This is a genomic window from Methylomonas sp. ZR1 (genome assembly GCF_013141865.1).
In the GTDB taxonomy this organism is placed as follows: domain Bacteria; phylum Pseudomonadota; class Gammaproteobacteria; order Methylococcales; family Methylomonadaceae; genus Methylomonas.
In genome coordinates this window covers 4,003,607-4,017,041 of record NZ_RCST01000001.1, presented here as the reverse complement: position 1 = coordinate 4,017,041, position 13,435 = coordinate 4,003,607, and the positions used below count along the sequence as shown (strand labels likewise).

10 protein-coding genes are annotated in these 13,435 nt (G+C 54.5%); 1 reads left to right on the top strand and 9 read right to left on the bottom strand.

Features of this window, described 5'->3' with window-relative positions; genetic code table 11:
- Positions 1-108 precede the first annotated feature (108 nt).
- Positions 109-633, bottom strand: coding sequence for an RNA polymerase sigma factor (locus DDY07_RS18190; RefSeq protein WP_240348127.1), 525 nt, complete (start codon positions 631-633; stop codon positions 109-111).
- Between the two features lie 458 nt (positions 634-1,091).
- Here DDY07_RS18190 and DDY07_RS18185 point away from each other — a divergent pair, with 458 nt between their 5' ends.
- A complete protein-coding gene (locus DDY07_RS18185) occupies positions 1,092-1,679 on the top strand; it encodes a Uma2 family endonuclease (protein ID WP_171696901.1) in 588 nt (195 codons plus the stop codon).
- A gap of 71 nt (positions 1,680-1,750) precedes the next feature.
- Here the strand turns inward: DDY07_RS18185 and DDY07_RS18180 are convergent, their stop codons facing one another.
- From DDY07_RS18180 to DDY07_RS18145, 8 genes are all read right to left on the bottom strand, one after another.
- Positions 1,751-4,132 carry a TonB-dependent receptor gene (locus tag DDY07_RS18180; RefSeq protein WP_171696900.1) on the bottom strand — a complete coding sequence of 794 codons (2,382 nt, stop codon included), beginning with the start codon at positions 4,130-4,132 and terminating at the stop codon, positions 1,751-1,753.
- A gap of 260 nt (positions 4,133-4,392) precedes the next feature.
- Positions 4,393-5,385, bottom strand: coding sequence for a FecR domain-containing protein (locus DDY07_RS18175; RefSeq protein WP_367650890.1), 993 nt, complete (start codon positions 5,383-5,385; stop codon positions 4,393-4,395).
- Between the two features lie 69 nt (positions 5,386-5,454).
- Complete coding sequence (locus DDY07_RS18170; protein ID WP_171696898.1) at positions 5,455-5,982, bottom strand: RNA polymerase sigma factor; 528 nt, start codon at positions 5,980-5,982, stop codon at positions 5,455-5,457.
- Between the two features lie 180 nt (positions 5,983-6,162).
- The gene (locus tag DDY07_RS18165) at positions 6,163-7,398 is read right to left on the bottom strand and encodes a PepSY domain-containing protein (RefSeq protein WP_171696897.1); all 1,236 of its coding nucleotides are present in this window, start codon (positions 7,396-7,398) and stop codon (positions 6,163-6,165) included.
- Positions 7,399-7,628: 230 nt separating this feature from the next.
- A complete protein-coding gene (locus DDY07_RS18160; protein WP_171696896.1) occupies positions 7,629-9,995 on the bottom strand; it encodes a TonB-dependent receptor in 2,367 nt (788 codons plus the stop codon).
- 129 nt (positions 9,996-10,124) lie between these two features.
- A complete protein-coding gene (locus DDY07_RS18155) occupies positions 10,125-11,135 on the bottom strand; it encodes a FecR family protein (RefSeq protein WP_033158273.1) in 1,011 nt (336 codons plus the stop codon).
- Positions 11,136-11,224: 89 nt separating this feature from the next.
- Positions 11,225-11,731: an RNA polymerase sigma factor gene (locus tag DDY07_RS18150; protein ID WP_033158272.1), complete on the bottom strand. Its 507-nt coding sequence runs from the start codon at positions 11,729-11,731 to the stop codon at positions 11,225-11,227.
- A 268-nt stretch (positions 11,732-11,999) separates the two neighbouring features.
- Positions 12,000-13,223 (bottom strand): PepSY domain-containing protein, encoded by a 1,224-nt coding sequence (locus DDY07_RS18145; protein WP_051670272.1) that lies wholly within the window; start codon positions 13,221-13,223, stop codon positions 12,000-12,002.
- Between the last annotated feature and the right edge of the window lie 212 nt (positions 13,224-13,435).

Here is a 13,435-nt window from a genome sequence, read left to right as displayed (position 1 = left end):
TAAACAGAGGACATTAGGTTGCGCTTGGCGAGCATTATCACGTAGCCGCCCAACATTTAAAATCCGGCAAATGAAGCGGTGAGAAAAGCCGTTGCGCCGCCCATGCGCTCAGTCATCCAACGAAGCAAAGCGCAGCAGAACGTGTTGCGCGGCGATCCCGAGCAAGCGTACGGAATTACGTTCGGAAACGCCCAGTCGCCGGCCAATTTCCTTGTGTGACAACCCTTCCAGCCGGTAAAGCACGAAGACGTTGCGGGTTGCCTCCGGCAATTCCTGCAAAATGCTGTTTAAGGCATGCAACTCCTGTTGCGAGGCTAATTTATCTTCCGGTAATGGCTCGGGAGTCGGTATGTCATGCAGTACCTGGTCGTCGTCGTTGATTTCGGCATGAAAACGGTCGCGGACGTTTTGCCGGCGATGTTGATCGACGCTGAGATTGGCGATCGTTCGATATAGAAAGGCCCTGGCATTATCGATTGATTCCGGTTCGGGATGCTGCATCAGCCGCAAATAAGCTTCCTGTACCAAATCCTCGGCAAACTCATTGCCGCTACGCAGGCCGGCAAACACCCGGAGTTCCTGGCTATGCCGCTGAAATAGCCGATCAAACAGCGATGGTTTGGATTTTGGCACTAACAAGACTCGGTGACGAAAAAGATAACGGTTAGGCAAACTACCAAGCTGGACTTAACGGCGTGGCAGCCGGACCAATTCCGGTTTGGTGGGGTTGATCGAACGGAATACCTCGCAAAAAACATTCCATCCGGCCGAATTCAAATCGATAGACAGGTTTTGGCTGCGATTAAACCGTTTGCAAACAGTTGCTTGAGTTACCCGTAACGGTGGTTGCTTGTGTTTGGGCGGCGGGAGTTTTTGTGGAACCGGGTGCGTTAGATCACGCAAAATGGCTTTTAGATACGCCAAATCACACAGGTTTTTTTCCGCATTATCAATTTCAGGGGCAATTGCCGAGCGCGGCATGCTCAAACCTGAGCAATCCTGCTGCCGTTAGTCGAGAATTCCCCCTTGTATTCCCAGGCCAGGTCCCTAACAATATCTTCAAGCAACGCAAGCATAGTTGGGAGCGAGTCATGGCGTTACAGCAAGAACAAGACAGTTTTTATCTGAGCGAAGAGGAGTATCTGGCTACCGAGATACATTCCGACGTTAAGCGCGAATATATCGACGGCCGGATTTATGCGATGGCCGGGGCCGGCTATAACCACAACTGTATCTCGGCCAATATTTTGGGCGAATTCCGAAACCACTTAAAAGGCACGCCCTTTGCAACGTTCATGGCCGACATCAAAGTGCGGATGGGTAAGGATTACGTGTATCCCGATGTACTGGTGGATTGCAGCAAAATGGCCGGCGACGATGTTTTCTCTACGTCTCCTGTGATCATCGTCGAAGTACTGTCGCGCTCGACCCGCAAAACCGACACCACCACCAAACTGCTGCGCTACATCAATTTGCCGTCCTTGCAGGAGTATGTGTTGATAGAACAGGACATCGTTTCGGTGCAGGTGTTGCGCCGGAACAAGCACTGGCTGTCGGAATATTATTTTTTGGGCGATGCGGTCACATTCGAATCCATAGGTTTGACCTTAAACGTGGAAGACATTTACGACCGGGTCGATAACCGCGATATGAATGAATTCAGGCAAGATAAGCTTTGATCCGTCGCCGGCGTCAAAACGATGAAACGTAGGCCGAGTTGCGCTTTATCGAGCTAACCCGGCCTATGTGACTAAAACTCCACCTTTACCGAGCCCAAGAAAGTCCGTGGGGCACTGGGCATGGTTTGGTAAATAAAATTACCGTAACCGTTGCTGGATGCGATGTATTCCTTATTCAAAAGATTTTCTATATTAAATTGCCAGGTTATACGGGAAGGTCCGGCTTTGTGCTGGTACTTCAACATCGTATCGACGCGGGTATAGCCGGGTATTTCGAAGCTGTTATCGACATCCCCTGAGCGCTTGTCAACCACGTATACACCTGCCCCGGCGCTGAAGCCCTGTGCCCCCAGACCTGAAAAATCATAGGTGGACCATAAACTGGCGGTATTTCTGGGGATATTCTCCAGGCGATTGCCGGCTTTGCCCACGCCGCTGAACGGAGACTCGTTGCCGCTGGTGACAACTGCGCCGATGTAGGTATAAGTGCCAATGATGTTCCAGTAATCGGTCAACTGCCCTTGCAAGTCGAACTCGATGCCTCGACTGCGTGCCGCGCCGATTGTGGCGTAAAAGCTGTTGTTAGGGGCCGGCAGTTGCGATTTGATATTGCTTTTGGTCAATTCGAAGAACGCCAGATTGGCGCGCAATTGTCCATCCAACCATTCGCCTTTCAAGCCAAACTCCATTTCCTTGGATTTTTCCGGGGCGAAGGCGGAACCGTCGATAGGCCGTCCGGCATTAAAGGCGTTGAAGCCGTTGACGTAATTAACATAAGCACCCAGCCACGGCACGGGTTGGTACAACAAGCCTATGCGCGGACTAAAGTTGTCGTCGTCGGTGTGATTAGTTGAAACGCCTTGCGCATCGTAATTGCTGTGCATGGCATTATCGAAGCGTCCGCCCAGCAATAAATGCCATTGATTCCACAACGAGATTTGGTCCTGAATGTATATGCCATACCACTCATTGACGGTATCGTTCTGTCCTCCTAGTGGCAGGCCCAGCAACTCGGTATATCCGTATTGCGGGTTGAAGATATTGATATTGGGAGCGGTCGCATAAGCGCTAAACAGATTTCTGTTCTTGGAATGATAGTAATCAGCACCCAGCAAAACAGCATGTTTCAACGCTCCCGTCTCGAAGTGACCGGTTATATCCACGGTGCCATAGTGATTTTGAAAATCGTCGCTGGTTTTGATAAACCCTCTAGCCAAATTTCCCAAAAGATCGGTGTTTTCATTCGAAGAAGTCTGCGCGGTTAAAAACGTTTGGTTATGGGTTGAATATTTTGCCCGCACTTTCCAGTCTTGATTAAACTCGTGGGTCAGGGTTAAGCCGCCGGTATAAGCCTCTTTGTTGGCAAAGTCGGTTGGTTCGTTGCCGGAAAAGTGAAATGGAATTTTGCCGGGGATTGCTCCCGACTGCTGCAAGCTGTAAGGGATGCCGGAATCGGCGACATCTTTGATGTTCTGATACATAAAATCCAGATCAAGCCGGGTATGGTCGGTAATGTTCCAGCTTAGGCTGGGCGCCACAAAGTCGCGAGTGACCGGATGATTGTCCCTAAACGTCGCGCTGTCCAAATGCTCGTAATTCAGACGATAGGCCAATGCACCGTCTGCGGTGATTTTATTGGTGGCATCCAGCAGGGTGCGGTAAGTATCGAAGGAACCAAATTGCTGTTGAAGCGAATAATAAGCATCGGTACGGGGCCGTTTGGTGACGATATTGACCAGACCGCCCGGTTGGGCGCGGCCGTATAACATGGCCGAAGGCCCTTTAAGCACCTCAATGCGTTCGGCGTTAGCCAGTGAAATAGGCGTGTTGGGAGTTAAAACGCCGTCACGATAAATATTGTTGGTGTTGGCGAAGCCGCGAATATAGAGATTTTCGTCTTTGTCGTTACCGAATCCCCAGCCTTTCGCGACGCCGCTGACGTTTTTCAGGGCGTTTTCCAGGCCGATGGCTTGCTGGTCGTCGATGACGGCTTTGGGTAGCACTTGTACGGAAATCGGGGTATCGAACAGCGGCGTATCGGTTTTGGTGCCGGTCACGGCGTTGGAGACTGCGTAATCCTTGTTGTAAGGATCGCTCGGGTCACTCGTGCCTTTGACTAACACCGCGCCTAACGTTGTCGCATCGCTGCCGGAAGGTGCTGGTTTCAACGTCACAGTACCATCTGCGCCAATACTATAAGTCAAGCCGCTGCCGTTTATTAACTGACGGACGGCTTCCTCGACGCTAAATTCGCCTTGCAGCGCCGGGCTGGTCTTGCCGGCGGCGGATTGTTCGGCATACAGCATCGCTCTGCCGGATTGATTTGCCAGTTGTTGAAGCGCGGAGGCCAAACTTTGGGCGGGAATATCGAAATGGCGTTTGTCGTCCTCGGCGTAGGCTTGCGCCGAGATCAGCGCGATTGCGGTCGCCAGGCGTTTTATCGTCAATGTCATGTTCCATGTCTCCATTGGTTAAGGGGTCATGGGCATAGACGCAGTCGATCAAAAAAGCCGCCAGCAAAACGATAGTTTATTTTGCGACGACCAGGCGTTAGGGGCGAATGATTGAGTCGGCCTTAGGTATGGCAGCTATTCCCGTTTGGGCTGGGCGCTTTGGCTGTGCTCGTGGCTGGTGTTGTCAGTGCCCGTTGGGTCACGTCTTAAACGGGTATGTAGCTAAGCCGCATAAAGGCGAACAGTTTTCAAACCCCGAGTCAATCATTCGCCCTGCGCGATGATGCCGCTTCCAGCACGATTTCGCGCTCGCCGACATGTTTGACTTTGACCGGCAATAACATGGCAACCGCGTTCAGCATATTGTCCAGTTGCTCGGTGCGGAAGCTGCCGTTGACGCGCAGTTCGGCCAGTTTAGGATCGGGCAGGCGGATTTGTACGTCGTGATAACGGCCGATTTCCGCCAGCGCTTCGCCAAGAGGCCGGCCGCGAAAAATCAGCTGGCCCTGCCGCCAGGCAGTGACGGTGGCGATGTCGGATTGCAAGGCTTCGACGAAGCGCTGGTCATGGCTATACGCCAACTGCTGACCGGCGTGCAATTCGCGGCTGCTGCCTTGGCCGGTCATTTCCACCAAACCGTCCTGCACAGCGACGCTGACCCGGTCGGATTGTTTGTAGACATCGAATGCCGTACCGATGTCGCGCACGCTGAGATTGCCAACATGCACGGTGAATGGCCTTTCGGCATCGTGAGTCACGTTAAAAAAAGCCTCGCCGCGCACCAGATCGACATGGCGCTGACGACGGTTGAAATGCACTCGCACCTCGGTGTCGGTGTTGAGTTCCAGGCTGGAGCCGTCTGCTAGCGTCACGGTCTGTCTTTGGCCCTTGCCGGTGCCATAGCTATGGGGGAATCCGTACCAACCTTGCGGCGAGAATAACGCCAGGCCGACGCCCAGCAAGACAATCGCGGCAGCGCTATAGCTTGCCCAACGCAGCCAAACCGGCCTGCGAGTAGGCGGCCGGTAACGCAAGGCCTCGTTGCGCGCCAGGAAGGCCTGTTGTTTGAACGGTTCCATCCAGGCCCATTGCGCTTCAACCTGTTGGTAAGCCTGCCCATGCAGTGGATCGGCTGCCAGCCAATCAGCAAATTCCTGGCGGATTTGCGGGTTGCCGGGCGCATCGCGCAGACGCAGCAACCAGCTTATCGCTTGCTCGCGGGTCGCTTGGCTGCAAGATTGAATGCTGGTCACGCTGGTCTTCTGTTCAATTGAGTGGGGCAGCAGTTTACCGGACATAGGCATAGACGGGCTAGACGGCAATTACCGCCAAGCATGCTCCGGTTCTGCACTGAGCTTGGCGCTGATGTGCTGCATTGCCAGCATCACGTAACGCTCGGAGCAACGTACCGAAATGCCCAGGCGCTGGGCGATTTCGGCATGGGAACAGCCTTCTATGCGGTATAAAACAAAGGCGTGGCGGCGCAATTCCGGTAGTTCGTCCAACCAGCTGGAGAATTTCTCCAATTGCTGATGAGTTTGCCAATAATGCTCGGGCGAAAGGTTTTGGTCGGCAACATGCTCAATGTCGGCGTCGGCTTCATCGAAGCGTGCGCGCGTTGCGCGGCGGCGATGACGGTCAACCGTTAGATTGGCGGCGGTCTGAAATAAAAACGCCCTGGGGTTTTGAATGGTTTGCGGATCGGGATATTGCGATAAGCGCAGAAAAGTCTCCTGCACAATGTCGCTTACATCGGGCTCTCGCGGCCAACGGCCGCGTAAAAAGCTGCCGATTTCGTGCGCGTGTTGCAGAAACAGCGTGTGCAGAAATCCGGAAAGGTCTTTGGGCATTGGCGATTGTTTGCGGAGGGACGGCTGGCGCGAAACCAGCAATGTTCAGGCCATGACGCTGAAAACGACCTGAGGTAGCGGTTTGCGCCGACCGCTACGCTAGCTTGCGTCGGTGCTTGGCTATACCCACTGATTGAGCGCTGTGTGATATGCCGCAGTTTTTGAAAAAGTCGCGGCATATCACACGGCAAAATCTTTGCGGCTATTTTGGCCGGCTCTGCGCTTTTGCCGCCAGCGGATCACGCCGGTGACGAATAGAACCGGACAGGCCAGACCGGTGATGAACACCAGAATCCGTCCAGCCATGCCGAAGGCCTGGCCGGAGTGTAAGGGCCATTGCCAGTGGGTGAAGATTTCACCGGCCGTAGCAGTCGGCAAGCTAGGGTCGTCCAGGTCCAGAATCTTGCCGCTGTAGCGGTCGATCACCGTGCAACGCCTTTGCAGGATGCTGCCTGGCGCATCGACGCCGTCCTGACAAACCGTATAGGTCTTAGTAGGCTCGGTGGCACCGTATATCCAGTGCGGCCGGCCCGTTGGGTATTGTTTCAAGGCAATCGCCACCGCGTCATCCATTCCGATGGCCGGTGCATTTGGATAAGGCGGTTGGGATTGAAACCAGTAGCGGTAAGTCACCGGCGAGAACAGTTCCAGCACCGGCACCACGTTGTGCGGCAGCACCATGTAAATCCCTGAGAACAGAACCGGCAACATTACCAGCAAGGTGTAAAAACCGCTGGTTTTATGCAGATCGTAATTGAAGCGCACTTTACCGGCCTTGGCCTTGAAGGTTAATGCGTTGCGCCAATGGCCGGTCAACGGCCACCAGACGATCAGGCCGGTCAAGGTCGAAATAATTAATAACGCGGCGGACATACCGACTATCGGCTCGCTGAGTTCTCCCGGAATCAACAAGGCGAAATGCAATTCAAACATCAAGCCGATAAAAGTGCTGGGCAGCCAGTCGCTGGAGCGCCTCTTGAGTTGCTTACCCGAGATATTAGTCGTATACGGGTCAACGGCAACTTCCCAGTTTTCCAGCGAGCCGTCAGCACCAGCAACCGCGTACCGCAGTTTGAAGGCCGCGAATTCGTTGCGCGGATAAGTGGCGAAGGTATGCTTCGCGGCTGGCGGCATCGCCTGCTTGCCGGCTGCGAAAATTTCCGCCAAGGGTCGATATTCGGCATGCGCCAGTGGCTGCACCGTCAACATCTCGGGATGCAACCATTCGTCGATTTCGGCATGAAACACCAGGATGCTGCCGGTGATGCCGTAAATCGACAGGAGCAAACCCAGCGTCAGACCCAACCATAAATGAACGGTCAGCCAGCGTTGGCGGCGGGCTTTCAGGCGAGACAACTCTCGGTTTTGCGGCTTGGATTGGATAAGCGTGTCAGGTTGATAGAGATTACTGTTCATGATGGGAGTACGGTTATCGTCAATATTCGAAAAAGAAGCCAGGGAACCAGATACTGCTCTTGTCCGGATCAAGCGCTGGCTGCCTTTCTTGCATAAGACGTTTAGGCGTAGGAAATCCGCATCGTATCGACCGGGTTTGGCGGGAACTAAGTGCCATTCCCACCGTCATTTCGGGCCGGAGCGGTATGCCCCGGCACGTTTAGGCCTACTAATTGACAACCCGCCAGTGCTTAAAACCGGTATTCCACGCCACCGAATACCGAGCGGGTCGCGCCGGGATTGAACTGGTCCAAATCGGCACCATTCGCATTGCCTAGAACCCACACCGACGACGCATAATGCTCGTCGGTCAAATTTCGGCCATCGACGAACAACTTCCAATGTTTGCCGTCATCCCAACCCATGCGTGCGCCCAACAGCGCATAAGGTTTGGCGGCCAGGGTGTTGGCGAAGTCCGCATAATTGGAACTGACGATGCGGGCATTGGGGCCGATGTAAAAGCCGCTGGGATGCTGGTACAGCGCTTCGACGAAAGCATTGTGTTCGGGAATGCCGGGCAAGCGGTTATTGCGAAGCGCGGGGTCGCTGTCAAACGTAAAGTCATTCCAGGTGTAGTTGCCGCTGAGCCGTAAGTTATCGCCCGACGCCGCCAGATTTAGCGGTAAAGTGGTTTCCAAGCCGAGTTCGACACCACGATGCAAGGTCGTGCTATCGGCGTTGGTGGAGGAAAAGGCCGTTGGATTTCTGGGATTGGAAACAATCAAGTACTCGTTGTTAACCCAGGACTGATAAAAAGCCAAGTCCCATTTCAAGCGCTGGGCTTGCCCGCGCGTGCCAATTTCCACGGTGCTGGCAGTTTGCAGATTTCGTTTGGGTTGGAGATAAATGTTGGCAAGATCGGCCATTTTTGGCGGTTCAGCGCTACGGCTGACATTGCCGTAAATCTGTGCTTCGTCGGTGGCTTGCCAAGTAAAGCCCAGCTTGGGGTTAGCCGTGAAGAAATCTTGATTGGCTTGGTTGCTGGGTCTGGCGGCACTAGCCACATAACCTTCGTACCGTTCGTAATTCACATCGCGATAATTCAATTGAATGCCGGCAATCAAGGTAAACCTGTCGGTCAAACTCAATTGATCTTCCATAAACGCTTCGACATTCAGCCAGCGGTCACGCTCCGCCGTCAACAACGGCCCAAGCTGTCTGCCGACGATGCCGTAGTTTTTATCGTTGATAAATTGCCATTGGGTCAGACCGCCCCAAACTACCCGGTTATTTAAACCCAATAACTGGCCGTTGATCTCATGCCGCCAGTTAAAGCCGACATCCTGCCACTGGTCGTGATTGCCGCTATCGGTATAGTCGTAACGATAGTTATTGATCGAGTAATAAGTGCCGACATCGAGTCGATCGCCGCCATGCAATTTTACCGAATGCTTTAGATCGAAGCGGTAAGATGAAAAGCCGTTAGGTAAGGACCAATCGTTGGGGTTTTGCTGGGGATTTTGGTCGATTTGTCGCTTGCTCAGCGTTGCCGGCCACAAGAAATTATGGTTTTGCGCATCGAAATACAAACGGGTTTCGTGATTTTCGTTCCAGCGGTAGCCGACATTGCCATGGCCTAAAAACTGCTCTTGATGATTGTTTTCCCGGGTCGTATCGGTATTGACGTAGGAAAACGTGCCGAAAACATCCAATCCGTTTTCAAACGCTTTACCGCCGCTGAAATAAGGTCGGTAATAATCGTTGGTGCCGCCGACGATGCCGATTTTCAACCCATTGGCGGTATACCCGGTCGGCGTGATGTAGTTGATGGCGCCGCCCAAATTGCTGCCGCCGTATTCCAAGGCATTGGCACCGCGATAGACTTCGATATGCTCGATAGCATAAAGATTGAGCGCCTCGACATCGAACGTCCCGTTGGCGTGAGTAAACGGCATGCCGTTGCGCAGAAATTTTATTCCGCGAATCGGCGAAATATCGGAATTGCCGTCCGAACCGCGGATGGAGATGCGCGATCCACCGGTCGCGCCGGCACTAATGTCGCCCACATAAACGCCCGGCGCCGTCGCCAAGGCATCGCTGACCGACAAGGGCGCGCCTTCTTCGATCCGCTTGCCGTCGATCACCGACGTACCGCCCGCCACGCGATTCAGTTTGATTTGCGATTCTTGGAGCGATGGCGTAGTCAGGCTTGGGCTTTCGCTTGCTAAGGCTTTACCCGTCACCGTCATCGTCGGCAAGGTTGTCGTACCGGCGGCGGACTGCGGTTCCACCGCCGCCGCCTTTTCCAAGGTGACGGTATTGCCGTTGCTGAACCGGTACTGCAGCCCGGAGCCGCGCAGCAAGTTCCGCAGAGCCTGTTCCGGCGTATAACGGCCGATTAATTCCGGCGCGGTGATGCGCTCGGCAATGTCGCCTTCATACAGCACTTGCAAGCCGGTGAGTGCGGAAAACCGGATCAGCGCGGAGGACAGCGCTTGGGAGCGAATATCAAAGGTTTGCGCGGTTTGCTCGGCAGACAGGATAACAGTAGGCGTCAATAGGCCGGCAGCAAGTGCTAAGTAGAGTGGGGCACGGCAAGTGTGTGCGGGGTATTTCATGCGTCTATCTCCTTTGTCGATGGCAGGTGTTACCGACAAAGACGACGCGGGTTCGGGCTTACCCTTAGTGCCGAGAAAAATATTTTTATATTCGTTGGCTAACGGCGCAAGGCGCGCCCATCTATTACGTCAATACAACAACACCCAATCGCCCGGCATCCGCAAGGCCTTGGCTTGCAGCGTGGTGGTCAGCGCGGCCAGCACAGCATCGGGGTCGGCGTTGTTGAAGACACCGTTGACCACCCGCTCGGCCAACCGCGGATTGACCGCGACAATCCGGCCGCTGCGATAGCGGTTAATTTCTTCCAATACTTGCGTCAAAGGTTGGCGGTGAAACACAGTTTGGCGTCGTCGCCAGGCCAATGCATCGTCGTTGTCGAGCCGAGCAACGGCTTGCAGCCGGCCTTGCCGGTATTCGGCTTGCTCGGCGGCGTGCACCAACGCCTTAGCACTATCGGCGTCAACTTCTACGGTGCCTTCGCTAACAACGACGCGCAACTCGTCGGCTTGTTTACGAACGCTGTAGGCGGTACCGACGGCGCGCGCGGTCGCCTGACCGCCGTCGACGACGAACGGCCGTTGCTTATTAGGCGCGACTTCGAAATAGGCTTCGCCGCGCAACAATTCGATCTCCCGCAAGTTGTCGCTGTAACGGACCGCCAGTGCCGTATCGGTGTTCAAAGTCAGCCGAGAGCCGTCTTCCAATTCGATACTGAGTTGCTGACCGGCTGCGGTATGGTAATCGCTGCGCCAGTTTTGCCAGTGCTCCGGTAAGCGCCAGCCGGCCACCAGCAACAACAGCCCCAGGCAGGCTGAAGCAAAACGCAGCAGGTTTCGGCCGCTCGCCGACGATTGTAAGCGCCCCACACCCAGCGCCCTTCCGGTGGAAAAAGTCTCGGTTTTAAATTGGGCGGCATCCGCTTGCAGGCGTTGTTGAACCCGCTCCGCCGGCTGTTGCAGCAGGCTCCATAGCTTGCGGGATTTATCGTAGGCTTCGGCGTGCCGAGGATCGGCGTGGTACCAAATTTCAAATTGGCGGCGCACATCGTCGCTGACGTCATCCGCTTGCAAGCGGGCAAACCAGGCGAGTGCCTGGTCCGAGAGCAAATCGGAAGACGCGGATTGGAGCTTATCGGACATGGTTGGGAGCACGAAGCGTTGAGCCGAGGCAGGCATGATGCCACGATTTTAGAACGGGGTTAAGTTGCATGATACGAACGCACGGCGCATCAAAGGAAATCGATGCGGTCTTTCAAATGCTTCAAGGCCTTGTACATATGGGCCTCCACGGTACGTATCGATATGCCCAGCTCGGCGGCGATTTCGGAATAACGCTTGCCTTCCACTCGGCACGACAAGAACACCTTGCGGCATTGCGGCGGCAGTTCGTAGATGAGTTTTTCGAACAATTCCATTTGTTGCTGCCCCTCCAGCATGCTGTCCGGTTGCGGTTGTCTGCAAACGAGGTCTTCCTCGACCAAGCCGCCGTCGCGTTGCTCGTGTCTGGCCCGGCTGCGCAAATGGTCCAGGGCCAGATTGTCGGCGATGCGGAACACAAACGCCCGCTGGTTGACGATCTCGCCGTCGGCGGAATAGCGGGCGATGCGCAGATAGGTTTCCTGAATCAAATCGGCCGCGGTTTCCGCGCAATTGACCTTATGCGTCAAAAATTGCTGGAGCTCCTTCTGATAGAGCAGAAAGCTGGCCAGTAAATCGGAATCGGTAATTGCATCCATGAACACATAGTCGGCAATGAAACGTCTTCCGCTGCAGCAACTTTTAAGCCACTAACCTGGGAAGTCAGTGTTGTACGGCGCTTGATCCGTCAGTCGGCGGGATTGATGCCAAAACCCTCGAAAGCGCGACGAGCAAAGTGCGGCATATCACGCACTTTTAAATTGCGCATCCTGCTTCTAAGCACGCCTTGCGGAGCGGCAAATTCAGGCACCTCGTGTCGGTCGAAAATATTGACCACTCGTTTCGGCACCTGATAACGGATCGGAATCAGCCCTTCCGTACTTGCTTGGTCCTGGATTTTTGCCGCCAGCGAATCACCCCGGTGACGAATAGCACCGGGCAGGCCAGTCCGGTGATAAACACCAAAATCCGCCCGGTCATGCCGAAGGCCTGGCCGGAATGCAGCGGCCATTGCCAATGGGTGAAGATTTCGCCGGCCGTGGCGGTCGGCAGGCTGGGATCGTCCAAGTCCAGAATCTTGCCGCTGTAACGGTCGATTACCGTGCAGCGGCGTTGCAAGATACTGTCGGGTGCATCGACGCCGTCCTGGCATACAGTGTAAGTCTGGCTGGGATTCGGCGCGCCGTAAATCCAGTGTGGCCGGCCTGTTGGGTATTGTTTCAATGCAATAGCCACGGCTTGATCCATGCCGATGGTCGGCGCATCCGGCGTAGATGGCGTGGAATGAAACCAGTAGCGGTAAGTCACCGGCGAAAACAATTCCAGCACCGGCACCACGTTATGCGGCAACACCATGTAAACCCCGGAAAAAAGCACCGGAATCATCACCAACGCGGTGTAAAAGCCGCTGGTTTTATGCAGGTCGTAATTGAAGCGCACCTTGCCGGCACCGGCTTTAAATACCAGTGCTTGCCGCCATTTGCTGGTCAGCGGCCACCAGACGATTAGGCCGGTCAGCGTGGAGATGATCAATAATATGCCGGACAGGCCGACCACTACTGTGCTGATGTCTTTGGGCAACAATAAGGCATAGTGCAACTTGAACATTAGGCCGATGAAGGTGTTGGGCAACCAATCGCCGGATCGTTCCTGGAGCTGTTTACCGGTGACTTTCGCGGTGTAAGGATCAACGCCTACTTCCCAGCGTTCCACCGCACCGTTGGCATCCGCCACCGCGAAGCGCAGCTTGAAGCTCGCAAACTCGTTACGCGGATACGTGGCGAAGTTGTGTTTGGCTTGTGGTGGCATGGCAGCTTTGCCGGCCGCGAAAATTTCAGCCAGGGGCCGATACTCGGCATGTTCCGGCGGTTGTACCGTCAACATCTCGGGATGCAACGATTCGTCGATCTCGGGATAAAACACCAAGACGCTGCCGGTGATGCCGTAAATAGACAGTAACAAGCCAAGCGTCAGCCCCAACCAAAGATGCACGGTTAGCCAACGTTGGCGGCGGGCTTTGAGGCGGGCAAGCGAATGGTGCTCTGGTTCGCTGCGAACGATAAGGCCGGATTGAGGATTGGTTACATTCATCGCAGTAACAGATTTGAGTTGAGAATTTGAAGAGTCAGGGCTTTGTATCCAAGCTCACCAACCCTTGTTTTTATGTGTTTCATTTGGATAAGACGTTTCCCGGCCAAAATTCCTCACGCGCTACGAGTTAGACCGGCAAGGCGTTAATCGGAATTTCTCCAAGCCAAATACCTTTACCTTGAAACCAAGCCGATCATGGTTTGAACTGGCTC

Coding starts and splice junctions, on each gene's coding strand:
- DDY07_RS18150 (WP_033158272.1), bottom strand. CDS start 11,731: ATGGATGCAATTACCGATTCCGATTTACTGGCCAGCTTTCTGCTCTAT.
- DDY07_RS18155 (WP_033158273.1), bottom strand. CDS start 11,135: ATGTCCGATAAGCTCCAATCCGCGTCTTCCGATTTGCTCTCGGACCAG.
- DDY07_RS18165 (WP_171696897.1), bottom strand. CDS start 7,398: ATGAACAGTAATCTCTATCAACCTGACACGCTTATCCAATCCAAGCCG.
- DDY07_RS18170 (WP_171696898.1), bottom strand. CDS start 5,982: ATGCCCAAAGACCTTTCCGGATTTCTGCACACGCTGTTTCTGCAACAC.
- DDY07_RS18160 (WP_171696896.1), bottom strand. CDS start 9,995: ATGAAATACCCCGCACACACTTGCCGTGCCCCACTCTACTTAGCACTT.
- DDY07_RS18185 (WP_171696901.1), top strand. CDS start 1,092: ATGGCGTTACAGCAAGAACAAGACAGTTTTTATCTGAGCGAAGAGGAG.
- DDY07_RS18180 (WP_171696900.1), bottom strand. CDS start 4,132: ATGACATTGACGATAAAACGCCTGGCGACCGCAATCGCGCTGATCTCG.
- DDY07_RS18145 (WP_051670272.1), bottom strand. CDS start 13,223: ATGAATGTAACCAATCCTCAATCCGGCCTTATCGTTCGCAGCGAACCA.